We start from the raw sequence: 21,134 nt of genomic DNA, 5'->3' as shown, positions 1-21,134 counted from the left end.
CGGGCCGTGCGCTTCGTCGTCTCCCGAACACGCCTGAGCCGCCGGTGCTCAGTAGTGCGGGGGCACGTCCTGCATCAGGCGGTCGTCGTTGGGCCCCTTCGGGCCCGTCGTCCGCTGAGGTTCCCGGACGACCCGATCCGGGTCCGTGTCGGTGCCCGGCACGGGAGTCAGCCGGGCACGCCGCGATCCGGCGACCCGCACGACCTTCTGCCGCGGGGCACCGGAGTCCGGCTGATCAGTCATTCTGCGGGTCGGTGAGATCGATCGGCTGCGTGTCGTTGTCGGCTCGGGCCGCGGATGCCGAGATTCCCAAGACTCCCGCGATGCGCGTGGCCGCCGTGACGGGGTCGCTGTAGAGGTCGAAGGCGTGCACGCGCACGTAATGCCACCCGAGGCGGCGAAGCACGTTCGGGCGCAGCCGCAGGGCCTCGCGCAGTGACTCGCCCCGAGACTCCGGGTCGGACTCGATGACGACGGCCTTGCCGTTGTGCTGTGCGACGAGCGGCAGCAGACCGCGGTAGTCGACGTCGACCGCTGCGCCGAGACGGCGCAGCTCTCGTGCGAGGGCGAGCGTCAGCGGGTCGGCGAGATCCTCCAGTCGTGCGTCGCGTCCCCGGGTGGCGAGGCCGCCGAGGATCGACATCAGGGTGGCGGCGCCGAACTCGAGGCGGCCGTCGTCGAACGACGAGGGGCGGATCGACGAGACGATCACCATGGACCGGCGGGCGCGGGTCATCCCGACCGTCAGCAGCCGTTCCCCATCCGGCGTGGACAGGTCGCCGAAGTCGCTGAGCACTCGGCCGTGCTTGGTCAGGCCGTAGCCGAGTGAGAAGATCACCCGGTCGCGACTCTCGGCCACGGACTCCTCGAGGGTGAGCACCGCGAAGGGCTCGGCCGTGTCGCGACCGACGAAGTCGGCGACGTCGGAGCGCCCGGCGAATGCCGAGGTGACGGCGGCCCGCACGCGCTCGGCGTGACGCCTGCTCGCGGTGACCACCATGAGCGACTCGTCCGGGCGATGCACGGCGTGCTCCACGACCAGCGTGACGACGCGTGCGACCTCTGCCTCGGGGCTCTCCACCGCACCCGACACGGGGTCGGGTGCGCCGGTGCCGCCTTCGACGTAGTCGACGGTGAGGCTGCCGCGACCCAGGTACGAGCCCGCCCAGGGCAGCGAGACGATCTCGCCGCCGTAGAACGCGTCGTTGATGAGCTCTGCGAGGTCCTCGCCGCCCGCACGGTAGCTGCGCGTGAGGGTCATCACGGGAAGAAGTTCGGACAGGCGCTCGAACACCGACACGGAGTCGAAGGGCACCTCGTGCTCCCATTCGGGGCCGGGGTCCACGGCGACGTGGAACGCCGTCGGAAGCTGGGTGACCGGATCGCCGAAAGCGACGACCTGACGGGCACGGCGGATCGCCGGGGCCGCTTCGGCGAGGTTGATCGCGGCCGCATCGACGAGGAGCACCGTGTCGAACTCGACGGAGTCGGGGATCTGCGGCACGAGGTAGGGAGACGAGATCCAGACCGGCGCGAGCACGCCGACGAGTGTGGGCGCGGAGCTCACGATCTCCGCTGTCGTCGTCGCCGGCTGCTTCAGTGCGCGCCTAAGGTTCTGCGACTCCTGCGGTTCATCGACGATGGCGATCTTCCACTGGTTCGCGAGCTGCCAGGCGAGCAACGGACCGGCCATCGCGGCGTGCGCCTCGTCGACGAGACGGAAGTCCCGCTCGAGCCGGTCGACCACCGCCGTGTTCGCACCGAGCAGCGCTCGATCCTCCTGCAGAGCCCGTTCCAGCAGTGTCTGCCACCAGGCGAACTCCAGCTCGTCACCCACACGCGACTCGGCGACGTGGCGAACGGACAGCTCCGCGAGCAGCGGCTCGAGACCGAGGTCGGCCAGCCTATCGCGCAGCTGCGCGCGCTCCACGAGGTTGTCGAAGACGTCGGACTTCGCCGCGAGACCGGCGAGAGTGCGCACGAGGCGGGCGACGGGGAGCGTCGACAGCGGTTCCCTGCGGCCGAGCGCGACATCGAGCTCGGCGAGCTCAGCCGTGACGCGCTGCCACGAGGAGTGGACGTCGGCGAGCCCGAGTGGAACCTCGGGCGCCACTCCGGCTTCCACGAACCGCTGCCACTGGGTGCGCTGCGCCTGGATGCGCAGCAGCGATTCGTGCATCTCGGTGACATGGACGCCCGGGCGCACGTACTCCTTGGCGAGACGACGCAGCCGACGCCGGTTCGCCCCGGACATCGCGGGCGCGTCGCGGCGCGATCCGTGAGCCTGGATGAGCTCGCCCAGCGGACGCTCGAAGACGGTGGGGCTGAACCGGTCGAGAGAGTCGCGGATGCCCTGCAGCAGCCGCAGGTACTCACCGAGCTCGTCGATCGTCGAGAACGGGCGCATATGCGTCTGGGCGATGAGGGCATACCCGCGCTCGAGGAGGGCCGGCACGCTGTCGGAGTGCAGACGCGCTGCCAGCTGGTGCGCCGACTTCGCAGCCTCGGTGCTCGAGAACGTGACTCCGTACCAGGGCGAGTCGTCGGGTCCGAAGCGGAACTCGCCGAGGCGCGCGGCCTGCGCGAGCGCCGCTGCCGCCGACGAGCGATCGTCAGCGAGACGGCGGAGGGTCTCGGCGCTGAGTCGCGCCGTGGTCGACGGCGGGGTGGGCAGGGAGGCGAGCCTCGTGAGATGCCTGGTGGCGTCGAGCACCGACGAGTTCGTCCCCGCGACCGGAGCGGTGAGAGCGCTGCGATAATCCCTGAGCACCGTGCGGAGACGCACGAGAGCGTCATCGACGTCGCTGACCTTCGGAGCCGTCGCCTTCTCGTTCCGGCCGATCGCGCGGACGAGGTCCCGACGCACGTTCGCGGGCGATACCGCCAGGCTGTCGAGGCCGATGCCCGCAAGACGGTGCCGCACGCCGTCGAGGGTCGACCGTCGCGCCGAGACGACGAGCACCCTCTTGCCGGCCCGCACGAGTTCGCCGAGCGCGTTGATCACGGTCTGTGTGCCGCCTGTGCCGGGGAGCGTCGCGACGGTCAGCGAATGTCCGGCGGCGATCCTGGCGAGGAGCGCCTCCTGCTCGGCATCCGCATCGAGCAGCAGATTGTCGGATGCCGGCGCCCGGTCGTCCGGTCCGGTGTGGTGCGGCGCGGGTCGGCGGGCCGAGACCTGCTCGCGGTCACCGACGTGACCGGCCAGAGCGTTGAGCACGACGTGGTCCAGACTCCCGCCGTCGCGGGACATGGCACCGCCGACATCGGCGAAGGTCGAGACCACGAGCCGCGGCAGCACCGTGAAGGTGTCGATCGACCGCGTCGTGGCCCGAAGGCTGTCGATCACGGGCTGCGGCTTGAAGATCCCGCCGTCGTAGGCGAGGGAGGCGAGAGCCGCGGCGTCGATCGTGATGCCGAAGTGCTCACGCGCGATGCGCACGAGCTCGGGGTTCACCTCGAACGCGCCCTGCAGCTTGAGTTCGAAGTCGGAGTGGTGCCGACGGATGGCGAGGGGGCGAAGCAGCACGGGCGCCGAGAAATCCGCCCCGCCGATGCGCCAGCCGGCGACGCCGACTGCGAGGTGCACCGCCTCGATGCCGCGAACGGTGCGCAGCTCGGTGTTCTTCGCCGTGATCCGCTCGGCGGCGAGCCTCGCAGTGCGCAGACCGACCTCGTCGCGATAGAGATTCGACAGCAGGGTCGATTTGCCTGTGATGAACTGGGGAAGACTGCCGGGGTGGGCCTTCGAGATGTCGATGCTGGATTCGACCGTGTCGCGGAAGTTCACGAGCGGCGATGAGCCACCGAGGTCAGCAGCTTCCGCACGCAGCCGAGTGCGCTCGGCCTCTGCCGCATGCGCGATGCCGATACCGGAGACCGGCTCGTGCGATTCGCCGAGGGTCACTGCGGCATCGGTCGCTGCGTCATCCGCAGCCTTGCCTTCACGTCGCCACACACCTCACACACTAAGCGCGCCTCGCCCCGCAGGCGGTATCCCGGGCGGGTTTCACCGTATTTCCGCCCGCTCGAGGGCGGAGCGACGACCCTGCGGACTGCTTCTGCACCCGAGCGACGAGTCGGTGCGGTCTCCCCCGGTCGCGCTCGTGGGGACGCCCCCGTACCCCCGCTCCGGTCAGTATGGAGGCATGACCTTCCGCTATGACTTCGCACCGACTCCGTTCGGCGACGCCCTCGCGGTGTTCTCCGACGAGGGGCTCGTCCGATTCGACCTCTCGGAGTCGAATGATCCATCGGTTCCCTGGCTCCTCGAGAACGTCGCGAGCCAGCTCCGGGCCGTCCCGGAACCCGACCCCGGTGCGGCAGACGAGGTCACCGAACTCCTCGACGCGTACTTCGGTGGATCGCCGGTGCGATTCCACGATCACCTGGCGCTCGACTGGCGCCTCATCGACGGGTTCGCGCGCACGGCGCTGCAGACCATCACCACCATCGAATGGGGAGAGACGATCAGCTACGGGGAGGTCGCGGTGCTGGCCGGGCGCCCCGGTGCCGCGCGGGCCGTCGGCACCGCCTGCCGTCTCAGTCCCTTCTCCATCGTCGTCCCCGTCCACCGCGTGGTGCGGTCGGATGGCACGACGGGTCAGTACGGCGCGCATCCCGAGCGCAAGAGGTTCCTTCTCGACCTCGAGTCGCACGGCTGACCGCACACGGGGACCCCGACGAGTAGGCCGTCGGGGTCCCCGTTCGCGTCATCGGCCGCTCAGTGGTCGACGGCCTTCTCGGCCCCGAAACCGGTGAGCGAGCGCACTTCCATCTCGGCCGCCAGGAGCGGCGACTCCTTGGTCCGGCTCGTGACCGTCCCGAGCCAGCCGAGGAAGAAGCCGAGCGGGATCGACACGATTCCCGGATTGTTCATCGGCCACAGCACGATGTCGATCCCGGGGATCATCGAGGTCGGCGACCCGGAGAACACCGGCGACAGGATGATCAGGATGATCGCCGCGGCGAGGCCGCCGTACATGCTCCAGACCGCACCGCGGGTGTTGAACCGTCGCCAGAACAGCGAGTAGAGGATCGTCGGCAGATTCGCCGAGGCGGCGACCGCGAACGCGAGCGCCACCAGGAAGGCGATGTTCTGCCCCTGCGCACCGATGCCACCGACGATCGCGAGGATGCCGATCACGACCACCGTTCGGCGTGCGACGCGCACCTCGCCGTTGGGATCCGGCTCGACGGGGTTTCCGGCCGAGTCCTTCTTCCCCTTCTGGATCACGTTCGCATAGATGTCGTGCGCGAACGAGGCTGCTGCCGTGATCGTGAGTCCGGCCACCACCGCGAGGATGGTCGCGAAGGCGACGGCCGAGATGAACCCGAGGAGGACCGGCCCGCCGAGATACAGGGCGAGCAGCGGCGCCGCCGAGTTCGGCCCGCCGGGTGCCGCCGCGATCACGTCCGCGCCGACGAGCGCGCCTGCTCCGTAGCCGAGCACCAGTGTCAGCAGGTAGAAGCCGCCGATCAGCCAGATCGCCCACACCACCGAACGACGAGCCTCCTTGGCGGTGGGGACCGTGTAGAAGCGCATCAGCACGTGCGGGAGCCCCGCCGTTCCGAGCACGAGAGCCATGCCGAGAGAGACGAAGTCCCAGGGGTTCGCTCCGTACTGCAGTCCCGGCGCGAGGATCGCGTCGCCCTTGTCGGAATTCGCCACAGCCGCCTCGAGCAGCGTGTTGAGGCTGAATCCGTTGATCGCCAGCACCCAGATCGTCATCGCGATCGCACCGCCGATGAGCAGGAACGCCTTGACGATCTGCACCCAGGTCGTGCCCTTCATGCCGCCGATGAGGACGTAGACGATCATCAGCACGCCCACGACGGCGATCACGATCGACTGACCGAGTCGGCCGTCGATTCCGAGCAGCAGGGAGACCAGCCCGCCGGCTCCCGCCATCTGGGCGAGCAGGTAGAAGAAGCACACTGCGAGCGTGGTGATCGCGGCCGCCATGCGCACGGGCCGCTGCTTCAGTCGGAACGACAGGACGTCGGCCATCGTGAACTTGCCGGTGTTGCGCATCAGCTCGGCGACGAGAAGCAGTGCGACGAGCCAGGCGACGAGGAATCCGATCGAATACAGGAATCCGTCGTAGCCGTTGATCGCGATCGCACCGCAGATTCCGAGGAAGGATGCCGCAGACAGATAGTCGCCGGCGATCGCGAAACCGTTCTGCGGCCCCGTGAACGAGCGGCCCGCGGCGTAGTAGTCCGCCGCCGTCTTGTTGTTCCGGCTCGCACGGATGACGATGAACAGTGTCACCGCCACGAAGGCGACGAAGATCGAGATGTTGAGAACAGGATTGCTCTCCACCGCGATCTCCCCCGCGGCGGCGTGAATGCGGTTCATGCGTCAGCCTGCGCCTTCTCGAGCTCTTCGCGGATCTCGGTCGCTATCGGATCGAGTCTCCGGTTCGCGAATGCGACGTACCCCATCGTGATCGCGAAGGTGGTGACGAATTGTCCCAACCCCATGAGCAGCCCGACGGTGATATCTCCCCACACTCTCTGAGACATGAATTCGGTCGCGAAGGCGGCGAGCAGGACGTAGACGAAATACCAGATGAGGAAGAATGCCGCGAGCGGGAAGATGAATGAGCGCTGCGTCTTCTTCAGTTCGCGGAATCGTGGTGATTCCTCGACAGCGATGTAGTCGATCGCTCCCGGCGAATCTGCCGTCGGATGGTCGGTCATGGGGCCTCCTTGCCTCATGTTCTGCGGCTCGCCCCGCATTGCCAGGCGAATGATAGGGTCGACGCTACGAAACGGGGACACAGCGCCGTCACCCCCGAAAGTAGGTAGTCGTGAGCACATCGACCGAGATGGAATCAGAGACCGAACTCGTCGCCAGAGCAGTGCGCGAGCTCGCGCAGCGCACCCGGTTCCCGGTCGCCTTCGGCGGCCTGATCGACGAGGGCGTGGTCAGCGTCACCAGCATCGTCGGGAACCGCACGCACAGCCTCGACGGGTTGCGCGTCAGACCCGAACGCGGTCTCGGCGGACGGGCGATGATGGAGCTGCGCCCTCGCATGACGAGCGACTACGGGTCATCGCAGCAGATCACGCACGACTACGACGTGTTCGTGCTCGGCGAGGGCCTCAGGACCCTGCTGGCCCTGCCGATCGTCGTGAGCGGCCGTCCCCGAGGCGTCCTGTACGCGGGGGCCTGGGACCGGACACCCGTCGGCGGCGTGACCACGGCACCGGCGATGCAGGTCGCACAGTCCGTCGCAGAGGAGCTCCGAGTTCGCGACGAGGTGGAACGTCGCCTTCGCTCGGTCACGCCGTCGTCCGCATCCGTCCCCCCGCGCCATCGCGAAGAGCTGCGGGAGAGCTTCGCCGAGCTTCGCAGCATCGCGGCATCCGTCGATGATGCGGATCTTCGGGCGCGCATCGCACAGGTGGAGCAGCGCCTCGTGATGCTCGCGGACGACGCGGTCTCCACCGGCACCGGGCCTATCCCGACGGTTCATCTCTCCCGCCGCGAGACCGATGTGCTCGCCTGCGCCGCCCTCGGCGCGACGAATGCGGAGATCGGCGGGCAGCTCGGCCTTCGCGAGGGCACCGTCAAGGCGTATCTCGGCACGGCGATGTCCAAGCTCGACGCCTCGACCCGCCATGCCGCCGTGGCCAAGGCGCGGCGGGCCGGACTGCTCCCCTGAGTCACGCGCGGCGCTCCGCGGCACAGCGCTGCACAGCGCTGCACAGGCCCTGCTCAGCGCTCACGGCTATCGTGGATACTGGTCGGTGAACCCCGGCCCCGGACGAGGCAGACCAGTACCCGGTGAGCGAAAAGACTGGTCCGAAAGGACCGTCATGTCGTGGATCGTGCTTATCGTCTCCGGAGTCCTCGAAGCTGTATGGGCGACTGCGCTCGGCAAATCCGAGGGATTCACCAAGCTGTGGCCGAGCATCATATTCGCGGGCGGTCTGATCCTCTCGATGCTCGGGCTCGCATTCGCCATGCGTGATATCGCCACCGGCACCGCCTATGCGGTGTGGGTCGGCATCGGCGCGACTCTGACAGTGGTGTGGGCGATGATCACCGGCGACAGCGACATCTCCTGGCCGCGGATTCTGCTGCTCCTCGGCCTCGTCGGCTGCATCGTCGGCCTGAAATTGATCGACCCTGGTCACGAATAGCACTGCGGGCTCGGATATTCGGCAGTACTGTATTCCCATGGCAAGAAGAATTGTGCACCAGCTGGTTGACGACATCGACGGAAGCATCCTGGAAGTAGGCGAAGGCGAAACGGTCCATTTCTCGCTGAATGGCACTTCTTACGAGATCGATCTGAATTCCGCGCACGCAGAAGAACTGCGCGCGGCATTGGAACCGTATATCTCGGCTGGACGACGGGCCGGCTCGGCGGCCTCGTCGCGGTCGGCAGCACCCCGGAAGCGCGCGGGTCGCAATCCCGAGGTCGCGGCGATCCGCGCCTGGGCGAACGACAACGGCTACACGCTCTCAGAGCGGGGCCGCATTCCCGCCCCGGTCGTCGAGGCGTACAACGCCGCGCACTGACTCAGTCTGAGGTCGCGACTCCGGGTTGAGCCCACGGCTCATCCCGGAGCGTGATCTCCTGGGCCATGTCGGACAGGAACCGGATGACGACGTCACGCTCGTCCGGAGTGAGTCGCGCCGCCGAGTAGAAGCGCTTGGCCTGCTGACGACCCACCGTCTCCATGGCCGCCTGCCGCGTCTCCGGCGTGATGGTGATCGCGAGAGCGCGCCGGTCCGTCGGATGCGGCGCCCGCCGGATATGTCCGCCCTTCTCGAGGCGGTCGAGCAGCTTCGTCGTCGACGCGGTCGATATGCCGAGGTGTGTCGCGATCCCCCCGGGAGTGGCCGTGGCCCCGCGGTTCGCGCACACGATCAGGTAATGCAGTGCGCGCATGTCCGTGTCGTTCAGGCGCATGTAGCGCCGTGAGGCGAGTGACAGCTTCTGCTCCGCGTCGCGGAGCTCACCGAGGGCGCCCATGACGAGCGCGATCTGGCGCAGGTCCTCGGGGTCGACACCTGATCGATCGATCAGCGTGCTCCGCGGATCCGCCGACTCGACGTCGTAGATCGCCGCGTGCGCGAGGCCATCCGGAGAGATCGGGTCCTTGCGAGACAGCACATCGGACGCACCGCTTCCGCGGGGGGTGGCGTCCGGTCCGTCGTGCATGCCATCATGCTACACACGATTGTTTCGTGTTATGTTGATTATTAGCTAAGCTAGCGAAAATCGAGGAGGTTCCCCGTTGGATGAGGTCACCCTCCTCTCTGCAGACGGAGTCGCGATAGGCGTGTTCGCGAAAGACGCGGTACACACCACCGATACTCCTCTTCACCTGGCCTTCTCCTGCCATGTCTTCGACCGGCAGGGGCGTCTTCTCGTCACGCGGCGAGCGCTGACGAAGCGCACCTGGCCCGGCGTCTGGACCAACAGCTTCTGCGGTCACCCCCGCCCGGGCGAGGACATGACACAGGCAGTGCATCGACGCGCGCAGGACGAGCTCGGACTCCGTCTCACCGACATCTCCCTGGTGCTGCCTGACTACCGCTATCGCGCGGTCGACGCGAGCGGGATCGTCGAGAACGAGATCTGCCCCGTGCACGTCGCCATCGCAGACGGCCCCCTCTCCCCCGATCCCGACGAGGTCGCCGAGTGGGCCTGGGTCGATCCGGCCGAGTTCGCCGACGCCGTCATCGGTGCCCCCTTCGCGTACAGTCCCTGGCTCGTGGAGCAGCTGCCCCGGCTGCGCGACCTCGGGGTGGTGTGATCATGACCGCGACCGTGACGCAGACCGCGCCGCGAGAGGACATGAGCACCCGTGTCGAAGAGGTGCTCCGACAGCGCTTCGCCATTCACTGCGAGAACGCCGAGGTGTACGGAGCCGAGTTCGCCGCCCTCTGGCGCGCGACCGCCGACCACGCTCTCGGCGGCAAGCTCGTGCGCCCGCGGCTGCTGCTCGACATCCACCGCGCGCTCGTCCCGACCGCAGGCGAGGACGCGATGATCGGGGCCGTCGACATAGCGACCCATATCGAGCTCCTTCACTATGCCTTCCTCCTTCACGACGACGTCATCGACGGAGACCTGACCCGCCGCAAGCGACCCAACCTGATCGGGCAGCTCGCCGCCGGCACACCCGGCGCCTCCGAGCAGGACGCGCTGCACTGGGCCAGGTCCAGCGCGATCCTGATGGGCGATCTGATGCTCTCGGCCGCGATCATGGGCTTCGCCCGGGCGGATGTGCCGGCGCACACACGAGGACGCCTCCTCGACCTGGTCGAGCAGACGATCCTCGAGACGGTGGCCGGCGAGCACACCGACGTCGCATTGAGCCACGGGATCATCGCCTCCGACGTCGACACCGTCCTGTCGATGAGCGTCTACAAGACGGCCACCTATTCGTTCTCGCTCCCGCTGCGCGCCGCGGCGCTCCTCGCCGACTCCTCCACCTCGGCCGAGGAGACGCTGCAGGCCGTCGGCCGCCACCTGGGTCTCGCCTACCAGCTTCAGGACGACCTGCTCTGCGTCTTCGGCGACCACCGGACACACGGCAAGGACCCCTTCTCCGACCTGAGAGAGGGCAAGGAGACGGCCATCATCGCCTTCGCGCGGTCGACGAGCGCCTGGCACGACATCGAACCGCGGTTCGGTTCGGCGGACCTCAGCCTGCAGGACGCCACCTCGATGCGCGATCTGCTGCGCGAGTGCGGAGCGGAGCGATTCGTGATCGGCCTCATCGGCGATCAACTCGACGCGGTCTACGCCCTGCTGTCCGAGGCGGAGCTCGCCGGCGAGATCAGCTCGGATGCCGCACGGTCGATCCTCGTCTCCACCTCCCGCCTCGAAGGGCGTCACGCATGACCCCGAACCCTCACGACGCATCGGGTGCGAGTCTGGGGCGGTTCAACCGCGCCGCCGACACCGCATCCACCGAGGTCATCCGCACATATTCGACATCCTTCGGACTCGCGACGCGCCTGCTCGGCGAGAGACACCGTCAGCACGTGCGCAACATCTACGCGATGGTTCGCATCGCGGACGAGATCGTCGACGGAGTCGCCGCCCAGGCGGGGCTCGACGAGTCGGCGCAGAGCGGAGCGCTCGCGTCGTACGTCTCGGAGACGCACCGGGCGATGAGCGTCGGATACAGCACGGACCTCGTCCTGCACGCCTTCGCGCGAACGGCGAGGGAGTGCGGGATCGGCGAAGATCTCACGCAGCCGTTCTTCGACTCGATGGCCGCCGACATCGCTGCGGAGTCGCACTTCACGTCCTACGACGCGGCGGCTCATGAGCGCTACGTCTACGGCTCTGCCGAGGTGGTCGGCTTGATGTGCCTGCGCGTCTTCCTGCGGGACGAGCGGCGCACCGACAGAGAGCTCGAGACCCTGACGCACGGAGCACGGCAGCTCGGTGCGGCATTTCAGAACGTGAACTTCCTGCGCGACCTCGCGGATGACACGGATCGACTGCAGCGCGGTTACCTCGGCGACGGCGGCCGCCTCACCGACGGCGATCGGGACGAGTGGGTGCGCACGATCACGGCGCAGCTCGATGATGCGGCGCGCTCGATCCCGCTGCTGCCCAAGGACTCTCGCGCCGCGGTCCGCAGCGCACTCGCGCTGTTCGCCGCTCTCACGCGCCGGGTCGCGAGGACTCCGGCCTCGAGTCTCTACGAGCAGCGGGTGCGCGTACCCGATCCGGTGAAGGCGATGCTGGCCGCGCGCTCGGTGCTCGTGACCGCGATGGAGCGGAGCCGATGAGCCGGGTAGCGGTCATCGGCGCAGGCGTCGCCGGTCTCGCCGTCGCCGGGCTGCTCGCCCGTGACGGCCACGATGTGACCGTCTACGAGAAGAACGGCCGGGTCGGGGGTCGTGCAGGCACCATCGAACGCGACGGCTTCCGCTTCGACTCCGGGCCCTCGTGGTACCTCATGCCCGAGGTGTTCGATCACTTCTTCGAGATGATGGGCACCTCGACCCAGGAGCAGCTCGATCTGACCCTCCTCGATCCCGGGTATCGCGTATTCCGTGCGCCCCTCGCGGACGGGCGCACGGCGCCGTCCGTCACGGTTCCCACCGGTCGTGACGCGGTCTCGCGCCTCTTCGAGTCACGCGAGCCCGGCGCCGCACAGGCCCTGGATGCCTACCTCGACTCGGCGCACGACGCCCGTGTGATGGCCGAGCGCTATTTCCTCTACAACCCGTTCACGAGGCTGCGCACGCTGATGACACCGGAGGTGCTGCGCGCACTCCCCCGTCTCTTCAGCCTGCTGGGCACGCGCCTGCAGTCGTTCGCGGCGCGGCGTTTCCGTGACCCGGTCATCCGGCAGCTGCTCGGGTACCCCGCCGTGTTCCTCGGCACGGACCCCCGCACCGCACCGGCGATGTACCACCTCATGAGCGCTCTCGACCTCGATGAGGGCGTCAGCTACCCCCAGGGCGGATTCTGGCGCGTCGTCGAGCGCATCGCGGAGCTCGCGGAGGCGGCCGGAGCCGAGATCGTGCTGGATGCCGATGTCACGGCGATCAGCACCGGCGTCCGGTCGGGTGCTCCGACCGTCACGGGCATCGAGTGGCGCGACGCCGACGGAATCGCGCACCGGGCCGAAGCGGACATCGTGGTGTCCGGCGCCGATCTTCACCACACCGAGACGGCGCTGCTGCCGCCGCACCTGCGCACCTACCCCGATTCCTGGTGGCAGCAGCGCACGAGCGGTCCCGGCGCCGTGCTGGTGATGCTCGGCATCCGTGGTTCCGTGCCCGAGCTGCCGCATCATTCCCTGTTCTTCACGGAGGACTGGGATGCGAACTTCGACGCGATCTTCGGCGACGACCCCGAGATCCCCTCACCCGCATCGATCTATGTCTGCCGCCCGAGCGCGACCGACCGCACCGTGGCCCCCGAGGGCCACGAGAACCTCTTCGTGCTCGTGCCGATCCCCGCCGACACGGCGTTGGGAGCGGGCGGCTCCGACGGTGCAGGCTCCGCGGCGATCGAGCAGGCCGCGGATGCGGCGATCGACCAGATCGCGAGCTGGGCCGGCATCCACGACCTGCGTGAGCGCATCGTGGTACGCGAGACCAAGGGCCCCGCGGACTTCCTCGAGGACTACAACTCGTGGCGCGGCGGGATGCTGGGGCCGGCGCACATCCTGTCCCAGAGCGCGATGTTCCGTGCTCAGAACGAGTCGCGCCAGGTGTCGGGCCTGTACTACGCGGGTGCCACGACCGCGCCGGGCGTGGGGGTGCCGATGTGCCTCATCAGCGCGGAGATCGTTCTCAAGCGCATCCGCGGCGACCATTCCAGCGGCCCTCTCGATGTCGCGACCCCGGCAGGGTCCACCCGCGGGGAATCCTGATGGGCTTCCTGTATCTCGCGCTCCTGCTCATCACGCTCGGCTGCATGCTGCTGCTCGACCGGCGGTTCCGACTCTTCTTCTGGAGCGACGCGGTGACCGCGGCGATCGTCACGGCGATCGGACTCGCCTTGTTCCTCGCGTGGGACGTCGCCGGCATCGTCGGAGGGATCTTCTTCCGGGGCGAGGCCGCCGTAGCGACGGGGATCGTCCTCGCCCCCGAGCTCCCCATCGAAGAGCCTGTCTTCCTGCTCTTCCTCGTCGTCTGCACCATGGTCGTCTACACCGGGGCTGTGCGGATCCTCACCCGACTGCGCCGACGCCCGGTGGAGGTCGCCTCGTGACCTACATCGAGCTCTCCGCATGGTTCGTCGGCGTCGCCGTCGTGGCGGCCGCCGTTCTCTCCGTGGTCGCTGGTCGGAACAGAGCCCATCTCGGCGCGATCGCCGCGACCGTCGTCGTGCTCTTCCTCCTCACCGCCGTCTTCGACACCGTCATGATCGCCACCGGACTGTTCCACTACTCCCCCGATCACCTCCTCGGGGTGCACATCGGTCTCGCACCGCTCGAGGACTTCGCCTATCCGCTCGCAGGGGCCGTGCTGCTGCCGACCCTGTGGGCAGCGCTGCGCGCACGTCGACGCGCGCGCGCCGGCCTCCGAGGCGCCGAGGAGGATCCCTCGTGAGCTCCTCGACCCGCGGATCCACCGGTCGCGACGCCCGGCAGATCGTCCTCTCCTCCCGCCCCATCAGCTGGATCAACACGGCATTCCCCTTCGCGGCCGCCTACCTCCTCAGCACGCGCGAGATCGACCTGACGCTGATCATCGGCACCCTCTACTTCCTCGTGCCGTACAACCTGGCCATGTACGGCATCAACGACGTGTTCGATTACGCGTCCGACCTCGCCAACCCGCGCAAGGGCGGGATCGAGGGCGCGCTTCTCGCCCCCCGCATACACCGCGCGACCCTGTGGGCGGCGGTCGTGACGAACGTGCCGTTCCTGGTCTACCTCGTGGCGGTCGGGAATCCCGCATCCTGGCTCTGGCTCGCGATCAGCGTGCTCGCGGTGATCGCCTACTCCGCACCCGGGCTCCGGTTCAAAGAGCGGCCGTTCCTGGATTCGACGACCTCGAGCCTGCACTTCGTCACTCCGGCGATCGTGGGGCTGACCCTCGCCGAGGGCGCCGTCACCTCGACAGCGGTCATCGTGCTGCTCGCGTTCTTCCTGTGGGGCATGGCCGCGCACGCCTTCGGAGCGGTGCAGGACATCGCACCCGACCGCGAAGGGGGCATCGGCTCGATCGCGACCGTGATCGGAGCACGGGCGACCGTACGGCTGTCGATCGCGCTGTGGGCACTCGCCGGCATCGCCATGCTGTTCACGTCCTGGCCGGCGCCCTTGGGCGCCGCCCTCGCGCTGCCGTACATCGTCAACGCCGCACCCTGGTGGAACGTCACCGACGACACATCGGCGGGGACCAACCGCGCGTGGCGGCGCTTCATCTTCCTCAACTACTTCGCCGGGTTCCTCGCGACGATGATCCTCATCCTCGCCTGGGTCTCCTGACGCACCCCGATCCCCTGCACCTTCCGAGAGGAATCTGATGTCCACCCCTGAGCACGCGCCCACCCCGCCGACCCGAGAGCGCACGCGTCGGCACTCCTGGGCGCGCGTCTTCATCCCCGTCGCCCTCATCCTCATCTGGCTGGTGGGCGCAGGGCTCGGCGGCCCGCTGTTCGGCAAGGTCGACGAGGTCTCATCGAACGATCAGACGAGCTACCTGCCTGAGTCGGCCGATGCGACGCAGGTGCAGAAGCTCCTCGGCGAGTTCAACGACAGCGATGCCATTCCGGCGATCGCGGTGTTCGTCGCCGATGACGAGCTGTCGGAGTCAGACCTCCAGACCATCTCGGATGCGGTGGCCGACGCGCCCTCCGTCGAGGGCGTGAGCGAAGACGTCTCTCCCGCTCTGACGTCGGACGACGGCAAGGCCGTCCAGGCGTTCATCCCGATCGAGGGCGACGCGGAACTCGCCGACGCGATCGATGCACTCGGCACTCAGCTGCGGGATGCCGCGCCTGACGGCGTCACCGTCTACATCACGGGTCCCGCAGGATTCAGCGCCGACCTCGTCGCCGGGTTCGCCGGCATCGACGGCCTCCTCCTGGGCGTGGCCCTGCTCGCGGTGCTCGTCATCCTCGTGCTGGTCTACCGCTCGTTCCTGCTGCCGATCGTCGTGCTCTCGACGAGCCTCTTCGCACTCTGCGTCGCGCTCCTCGTGGTCTGGTGGCTGGCGAAGTTCGAGGTGCTGCTGCTCAGCGGCCAGACCCAGGGCATCCTCTTCATCCTGGTCATCGGAGCGGCCACCGACTACGCGCTGCTCTTCGTGGCGCGGTTCCGCGAAGAGCTGCGCGTCACCCGAGACAAGGGGGCCGCCGTGCTGGCGGCCTGGAAGGGCTCCTTCGAGCCGATCGTGGCCTCCGGCGGGACTGTCATCGCCGGACTGCTCTGCCTGCTGCTCAGCGACCTCAAGTCGAACAGCACCCTCGGTCCGGTGGCCGCCATCGGCATCGTGTTCGCGATGCTCGCCGCGCTCACACTGCTGCCGGCTCTCCTGCTGTTGTTCGGCCGCGCGGTGTTCTGGCCCCGTCGCCCGAAGTTCGAGCCCGAGGTCGTCGCTGACGAGCACGGCATGCGCAAGACGGGCCTGTGGGCACGGCTCGCGAACATCATCACCCGCCGCCCTCGCGTCATCTGGATCGTGACGACCCTGGTGCTGCTCGCCGGCGCTTCGGGCGTCCTGCAGCTGAACGCCGTCGGCGTGCCCCAGTCCGATCTCGTGCTCGGCGCGTCCGAGGCGCGCGACGGTCAGGTGGCTCTGGGCGAGCACTTCCCCGGCGGCTCCGGCAGTCCCGTGTACGTGGTCGTCGCGGAGGACGAGCTGCAGGATGCCGCCGACGTGCTGCTGGCCGACGATGGAATCGACGGGGTCTCTGTCACGGCCGCTGACTCGCCGAGCGGTTCGGCGCCGGTCACGGAAGACGGCCTGGTCGCCGTCGGCCCTCCCGGGACCCCGGTGCCCGAGCCCACCGTCGTCGACGGAGACGTTCTTCTTCAGGGCACTCTGACCGACGCGGCCGACTCTGACGCGGCTGCCGCGACGGTGCGGGACCTGCGCACCCAGCTGGACGAGCTCGATGCTCTGGTCGGCGGAGTGACGGCGACCGCGATCGACACGAACGACGCCTCGATCCATGACCGCAACCTGATCATCCCGGTCGTCCTGGTCGTGATCATGCTGATCCTGATGCTGCTGCTGCGGTCGATCCTCGCGCCGGTGCTGCTCATCATCACCACGGTGCTGTCGTTCGGCACGGCGATGGGCGTCTCGGCACTGGTCTTCAACGGAGTGTTCGACTTCCCCGGTGCCGATCCTGCGGTTCCGCTCTACGGATTCGTGTTCCTCGTGGCACTCGGCATCGACTACAACATCTTCCTGATGACGAGGGTGCGCGAGGAGTCGCTCGAGCACGGCACACGCGAAGGCGTGCTTCGCGGACTCTCGATCACCGGCGGCGTGATCACGTCTGCGGGTCTCGTGCTCGCAGCGACCTTCGCCGCCCTGTCGGTGATCCCGATCCTGTTCCTCGCGCAGCTCGCGTTCATCGTCGCGTTCGGAGTGCTGCTCGACACCTTCGTGGTGCGCTCGCTGCTCGTGCCGGCACTCGCCTACGACCTGGGTCGAGTGATCTGGTGGCCGTCGAAGCTGTGGCGCAACGGCCGTGACTGAGATGTGCCCTCGACTGGATTCGAACCAGCGACCTGCCCTTTAGGAGAGGGCTGCTCTATCCTGCTGAGCTACGGGGGCGAGGATTCCATCCTAGAGGAAGCCCCGCCCCCGCCTTCCGTTCACGCGGCGAGTGCCAGGTACGGCTCCCATCGCGGGTCGCTCCGCTCCGTGCCGCGGACCGTCCACGCCGTCCCGTGCGGAGGACGAGGTGCGAACCTCAGTTCCCAGCGCATCTCCTGCGGCGTGCGGTCGCTCTTGGTGTTGTTGCAGCGCAGGCAGCACGCGACGAGGTTCTCCCACGAATCAGCCCCTCCGCGCGAACGCGGCATCACGTGGTCGATGGTCGAGGCGGCCTTGCCGCAGTACCCGCAGCGGTGGTTGTCACGGCGGAGGACGCCCCGCCGTGTGACCGGGACGCGTCTGCTGATCGGAATGCGCACATACCGCGAGAGGACGATGACGGCAGGACGGTCGTAGACGCCGTGACTGCCCCAGACGGGGTCGTCCTCGACACGTTCGATGACCGTCGCCTTGTCGTTCATGACCAGGACCAGGGCTCTCTTGAACGACACGATCGCGAGCGGTTCGTATCCTGCGTTCAGTACAAGTGTGCGCATCGTCATCCTCTCGATCCGCCGGGACGGCTTCCCGGCACTCTCGACTCACACGAAGCCGCACAGGACGGAAGCGTTCGCGGGGATGAAAAAAGGCGCTGTCTACAGACAGCGCCTCATGCGCACGGCAAGACCGTGGCGTCCCTGCGGACGATGCAGAAGGACGTGACGACCGAGGGCATCCATGGTTCGGATGTTCGGTATTCGCTCCATCAGCTTCTCCCGACTATGCGACAACGGGTTCAGGCTAACCCATCAGCAGCACAGGAGGGTCAAACTGCGGGTGAACGCACGAAGGCGTGTCCGCGAGGGAAAGATGAAGGTGCGAGCGATCAGCCCGCGTTGGCGCCGAGCCAGGCGATCGGCTCCATGAGGCCGCCGTTGACCCAGACCTCGAAGTGCAGGTGGTTGGCTGTCGAGCGTCCGGTGCTGCCGACGAAGCCGATGAGCTGTCCGGCGGCGACGGTCTGCCCCGCCTGGACCTGACGTGAACCGTAGATCATGTGACCATAGGTCGTCTGCACGCGCTGACCGCCCACGACGCTGTCGAGCATGACGGCGACGCCGTATCCGCCGATGCTCTCGGCAGAGGCACGGACGACGCCCGCAGCCGCAGCGTAGATCGGGGTGCCGGCCGGGGCGAGCATGTCGGCGCCCTGGTGAGCGCCGCCGACGGTGCGGCTGACGTTGTAGGAACCCTGAGGAAGCGGGTACCGGACCTCGCCGGAACCGGGCGACACCAGCGCGTAGCGACCGATGTCGAAGCTGGTGTTCGACGCAGAGGCGACGGAGGCTGCAGCAGCGGCCGCGCGGGCCTTTGCGGCCTCTTCGGCCTTCTTCTTCTCGATCTCGTCCGGAGTCGTGGCGCTGAAGGTACCGCGACTCAGCGGAGCGGCGGTCGCGTCGGACGCGACGACCAGAGACTGGGCGTCGACAGCAGCGAGCTGCTGGACGGTCGCCGCGGTCTCTGCCGGCTTCGATGCGGCGTAGGCGGGAAGAGCGACAGCAGCGACGAGAGCACCGACGGCCCCGAAGATGGCGATCGAACGCAAGGGCTTAACGACCTTGCGAGCGTCGACGCGGCTGCGAGAGCTGCGGGCGACTGCTCGATCTTCAGTTGTCTTCTCGGGCGATTCGATGTCTTTGGCCAAAACTTAGTCCTCCTGCGCCTGCACGCTCGGGAAGCGCTGGCTCGTCGGCACTCTGCTCTCGTGGCACGTATGTAGCTCGGGTACGTTGTGCGGTCTGACCGGGAGGTCGACGAGCCTGGAAGGCGAATCCTCTCGGGTGTCGTCAGCGGGCTTCTTCGACGACTCGTCCGAGGTTACCGGAAGATAACGATCCTGTCACCCTGCGAACCTGGCAATCCTCGGAGAGGCGGAATCACGCGGATGTCGGGCCCTTCGGCCTCGAAGATCAGGCGGGCTCGCCGACCAGGAAGATGTGCGAGGCGAGTTCGACGGGGAGCTCCAGACCGTCTTCCTTGCCCTCCATCTGGATGAGCACGTAGCCCTCGTTGAAGCGATAGTCGCCCTTCGCACCGGGAACCACGCCTGCGTCTCGCAGCTGCTCGAGCAGCTCCGGGTCGACCTGAGCGGGCTCGGCGAGACGGCGGACGGTGCCATCGATCGGAGCGCCGGCGGCGTTCAGCTTCTGCACGAGCCCGATGACGCCCTCGTCGAACGTGCGCGCAGGCGCGTCGCCGAGCTGGTCGAGGCCCGGGATCGGGTTGCCGTACGGGGACTCCGTGGGGTGGCCGAGCAACTCGACGAGACGACGCTCGACCTGCTCGCTCATCACGTGCTCCCAGCGGCACGCCTCTTCGTGGACGAACGCCCAGTCGAGGCCGATCACGTCGGAGAGAAGGCGCTCGGCGAGGCGGTGCTTGCGCATGACGTTGACCGCCTTGCGGCGGCCGGCGTCGGTGAGTTCGAGGGTGCGGTCTTCGGAGACGACGACGAGGCCGTCGCGCTCCATGCGCCCGACCGTCTGCGAGACCGTCGGACCCGAGTGGCCGAGCCGCTCGGAGATACGCGCACGCAGCGGCACGATGTTCTCCTCCTCGAGTTCGAGGATGGTGCGGAGGTACATCTCCGTGGTGTCGATCAAGTCCGTCATGTGGCCCTCCGGGTCTTCTTAGGCAAGCCTACATTCCCGCGCGGACATCAGGGCGTCATGCGGCGAAGGCACCGGGGGCCCACGCCGTAGAATCAACGCATGGCGATCGAGATTCCCCGTGACCTCCTGCCCGCTGACGGCCGCTTCGGCTGCGGTCCCTCGAAGGTGCGCACCGAGCAGCTCGATGCGCTGCTCGCCGCAGGTCCGACGTTGCTCGGCACCTCGCACCGACAGGCACCCGTCAAGAACCTGGTGGGCAGCGTCCGCGAGCAGCTCGCAGCACTCTTCCGCCTTCCCGAGGGATACGAGATCATCGTCGGCAACGGCGGCTCGACGGCGTTCTGGGACGCCGCCGCCTTCGGCCTGATCGAGCGCCGCAGCCAGAATCTGGTGTTCGGGGAGTTCGGCGGCAAGTTCGCCGCCGCCGCTGCCGCACCGTGGCTCGAGGCGCCGGATGTGCGCAAGTCCGAGCCGGGCTCGCGCACCGCTGCAGAGGTCGTCGACGGCATCGACGTCTACGCCTGGCCGCACAACGAGACGTCGACCGGCGTCTCGGCACCGATCGAGCGCGTGGTCGCCGACGGCGCTCTGACCGTCATCGACGCGACCAGCGCGGCCGGTGGCATCGACTTCGACGCCTCTCAGGCGGACGTCTACTACTTCGCGCCGCAGAAGAACCTCGGCTCCGACGGGGGCCTGTGGTTCGCCGCGGTGTCGCCCGCCGCCGTCGACCGCATCGAGCGCATCGCCGCTTCGGGTCGGTACATCCCGGAGTTCCTCAGCTTGAAGAACGCCGTCGACAACTCGCGACTCAACCAGACGCTGAACACTCCCGCACTGACGACGCTGCACCTGCTCGACAGCCAGCTCAGCTGGATCCTGTCGAACGGCGGCCTCGCCTGGGCCGGCGCCCGCACGGCGGAGTCGTCCGGCATCCTCTACGACTGGGCGGCGGCGTCCACGGTGGCGACCCCGTTCGTCACGGACGCGGCGCACCGGTCACCGGTCGTCGTGACCATCGACTTCGACGACAGCATCGATGCGGCGGCGGTCGCCAAGACCCTGCGCGCCAACGGCATCGTCGACACCGAGCCGTACCGCAAGCTCGGTCGCAACCAGCTGCGCGTCGCGACCTTCGTCTCGATCGAACCGGACGACATCCGACAGCTCACCCGCTCTCTCGACTACGTCCTCGGGCAGCAGGGCGCCTGACACCCACCGACGAAGACGAAAGGGGCCGC

Annotated in this window: 21 protein-coding genes, 1 tRNA gene and 1 riboswitch; of the genes, 13 read left to right on the top strand and 9 right to left on the bottom strand. The window is 68.1% G+C overall.

The window, feature by feature from the left end; translation table 11 throughout:
* Positions 1-48 precede the first annotated feature (48 nt).
* Positions 49-243 (bottom strand): hypothetical protein, encoded by a 195-nt coding sequence (locus tag QRN21_RS11765; protein ID WP_053097209.1) that lies wholly within the window; start codon positions 241-243, stop codon positions 49-51.
* Entirely contained in the window at positions 236-3,955 is a 3,720-nt protein-coding gene (locus QRN21_RS11760; protein WP_056279930.1) for an ATP-binding protein, read from the bottom strand. Before QRN21_RS11760 ends, QRN21_RS11765 begins: the two co-directional genes overlap by 8 nt.
* Before the next feature lie 190 nt (positions 3,956-4,145).
* Between QRN21_RS11760 and QRN21_RS11755 the strand changes: the two genes are divergently transcribed.
* Positions 4,146-4,661, top strand: a complete 516-nt coding sequence (locus tag QRN21_RS11755) for a methylated-DNA--[protein]-cysteine S-methyltransferase (RefSeq protein WP_053097213.1) — start codon at positions 4,146-4,148, stop codon at positions 4,659-4,661.
* Between the two features lie 59 nt (positions 4,662-4,720).
* Here QRN21_RS11755 and QRN21_RS11750 read toward each other — a convergent pair whose 3' ends face one another.
* Together QRN21_RS11750 and QRN21_RS11745 are read right to left on the bottom strand one after the other, a co-directional pair.
* Positions 4,721-6,358 carry a monocarboxylic acid transporter gene (locus QRN21_RS11750; RefSeq protein ID WP_056279927.1) on the bottom strand — a complete coding sequence of 546 codons (1,638 nt, stop codon included), beginning with the start codon at positions 6,356-6,358 and terminating at the stop codon, positions 4,721-4,723.
* Complete coding sequence (locus QRN21_RS11745) at positions 6,355-6,702, bottom strand: DUF485 domain-containing protein (RefSeq protein ID WP_053097216.1); 348 nt, start codon at positions 6,700-6,702, stop codon at positions 6,355-6,357. Before QRN21_RS11745 ends, QRN21_RS11750 begins: the two co-directional genes overlap by 4 nt.
* 110 nt (positions 6,703-6,812) lie before the next feature.
* On the opposite strand from QRN21_RS11745, the gene QRN21_RS11740 reads away from it, so the two are divergent.
* The 3 genes from QRN21_RS11740 to QRN21_RS11730 all read left to right on the top strand — a co-directional run bounded on the left by QRN21_RS11740 (position 6,813) and on the right by QRN21_RS11730 (position 8,533).
* Positions 6,813-7,670 carry a LuxR C-terminal-related transcriptional regulator gene (locus QRN21_RS11740; RefSeq protein WP_053097217.1) on the top strand — a complete coding sequence of 286 codons (858 nt, stop codon included), beginning with the start codon at positions 6,813-6,815 and terminating at the stop codon, positions 7,668-7,670.
* Between the two features lie 76 nt (positions 7,671-7,746).
* A riboswitch (guanidine-III (ykkC-III) riboswitch) is annotated at positions 7,747-7,814 on the top strand.
* Positions 7,815-7,824: 10 nt separating this feature from the next.
* Positions 7,825-8,151, top strand: a complete 327-nt coding sequence (locus QRN21_RS11735) for a DMT family transporter (protein WP_053097219.1) — start codon at positions 7,825-7,827, stop codon at positions 8,149-8,151.
* 37 nt (positions 8,152-8,188) lie between these two features.
* A complete protein-coding gene (locus QRN21_RS11730; protein ID WP_053097221.1) occupies positions 8,189-8,533 on the top strand; it encodes a histone-like nucleoid-structuring protein Lsr2 in 345 nt (114 codons plus the stop codon).
* Between the two features lies 1 nt (position 8,534).
* Here the strand turns inward: QRN21_RS11730 and QRN21_RS11725 are convergent, their stop codons facing one another.
* Complete coding sequence (locus QRN21_RS11725; protein WP_082297860.1) at positions 8,535-9,179, bottom strand: MarR family winged helix-turn-helix transcriptional regulator; 645 nt, start codon at positions 9,177-9,179, stop codon at positions 8,535-8,537.
* A 76-nt stretch (positions 9,180-9,255) separates the two neighbouring features.
* On the opposite strand from QRN21_RS11725, the gene idi reads away from it, so the two are divergent.
* The 8 genes from idi to QRN21_RS11685 are packed head-to-tail and all read left to right on the top strand — an operon-like array spanning position 9,256 to position 17,161.
* Complete coding sequence (idi, locus tag QRN21_RS11720) at positions 9,256-9,777, top strand: isopentenyl-diphosphate Delta-isomerase (RefSeq protein WP_056279923.1); 522 nt, start codon at positions 9,256-9,258, stop codon at positions 9,775-9,777.
* A gap of 2 nt (positions 9,778-9,779) precedes the next feature.
* A complete protein-coding gene (locus QRN21_RS11715; protein WP_187250550.1) occupies positions 9,780-10,871 on the top strand; it encodes a polyprenyl synthetase family protein in 1,092 nt (363 codons plus the stop codon).
* Positions 10,868-11,773 (top strand): phytoene/squalene synthase family protein, encoded by a 906-nt coding sequence (locus tag QRN21_RS11710; protein ID WP_285364179.1) that lies wholly within the window; start codon positions 10,868-10,870, stop codon positions 11,771-11,773. Before QRN21_RS11715 ends, QRN21_RS11710 begins: the two co-directional genes overlap by 4 nt.
* Positions 11,770-13,371 (top strand): phytoene desaturase family protein, encoded by a 1,602-nt coding sequence (gene crtI / locus QRN21_RS11705; RefSeq protein ID WP_285364178.1) that lies wholly within the window; start codon positions 11,770-11,772, stop codon positions 13,369-13,371. The genes QRN21_RS11710 and crtI overlap by 4 nt, the downstream gene beginning before the upstream one ends.
* The gene (locus tag QRN21_RS11700) at positions 13,371-13,712 is read left to right on the top strand and encodes a lycopene cyclase domain-containing protein (RefSeq protein WP_285364177.1); all 342 of its coding nucleotides are present in this window, start codon (positions 13,371-13,373) and stop codon (positions 13,710-13,712) included. The genes crtI and QRN21_RS11700 overlap by 1 nt, the downstream gene beginning before the upstream one ends.
* On the top strand, positions 13,709-14,053 hold the full coding sequence (locus QRN21_RS11695; protein WP_053097231.1) for a lycopene cyclase domain-containing protein: 345 nt from the start codon (positions 13,709-13,711) through the stop codon (positions 14,051-14,053). The genes QRN21_RS11700 and QRN21_RS11695 overlap by 4 nt, the downstream gene beginning before the upstream one ends.
* On the top strand, positions 14,050-14,937 hold the full coding sequence (locus QRN21_RS11690) for a prenyltransferase (protein ID WP_285364176.1): 888 nt from the start codon (positions 14,050-14,052) through the stop codon (positions 14,935-14,937). The genes QRN21_RS11695 and QRN21_RS11690 overlap by 4 nt, the downstream gene beginning before the upstream one ends.
* A 37-nt stretch (positions 14,938-14,974) precedes the next feature.
* Positions 14,975-17,161, top strand: coding sequence for an MMPL family transporter (locus QRN21_RS11685; protein WP_285364175.1), 2,187 nt, complete (start codon positions 14,975-14,977; stop codon positions 17,159-17,161).
* Positions 17,162-17,165: 4 nt separating this feature from the next.
* On the opposite strand, the gene QRN21_RS11680 is transcribed toward QRN21_RS11685, so the two are convergent.
* The 4 genes from QRN21_RS11680 to QRN21_RS11665 form a co-directional block, all read right to left on the bottom strand.
* Positions 17,166-17,239 (bottom strand) — tRNA-Arg (locus QRN21_RS11680).
* Positions 17,240-17,280: 41 nt separating this feature from the next.
* The gene (locus QRN21_RS11675) at positions 17,281-17,778 is read right to left on the bottom strand and encodes an HNH endonuclease (protein ID WP_053099198.1); all 498 of its coding nucleotides are present in this window, start codon (positions 17,776-17,778) and stop codon (positions 17,281-17,283) included.
* Between the two features lie 329 nt (positions 17,779-18,107).
* Complete coding sequence (locus tag QRN21_RS11670; protein WP_053099199.1) at positions 18,108-18,827, bottom strand: M23 family metallopeptidase; 720 nt, start codon at positions 18,825-18,827, stop codon at positions 18,108-18,110.
* 364 nt (positions 18,828-19,191) lie between these two features.
* Positions 19,192-19,893, bottom strand: a complete 702-nt coding sequence (locus QRN21_RS11665; protein ID WP_053097237.1) for an iron-dependent transcriptional repressor DtxR — start codon at positions 19,891-19,893, stop codon at positions 19,192-19,194.
* A 99-nt stretch (positions 19,894-19,992) separates the two neighbouring features.
* Here QRN21_RS11665 and serC point away from each other — a divergent pair, with 99 nt between their 5' ends.
* A complete protein-coding gene (gene serC, locus QRN21_RS11660; protein ID WP_187250553.1) occupies positions 19,993-21,105 on the top strand; it encodes a phosphoserine transaminase in 1,113 nt (370 codons plus the stop codon).
* Positions 21,106-21,134 lie beyond the last annotated feature (29 nt).

This window comes from Microbacterium sp. LMC-P-041, from assembly GCF_030209555.1.
Lineage (GTDB): Bacteria > Actinomycetota > Actinomycetes > Actinomycetales > Microbacteriaceae > Microbacterium.
The sequence above is the reverse complement of the archived record's forward strand: the minus strand, read 5'-3'. Positions and strand labels throughout refer to the sequence as shown.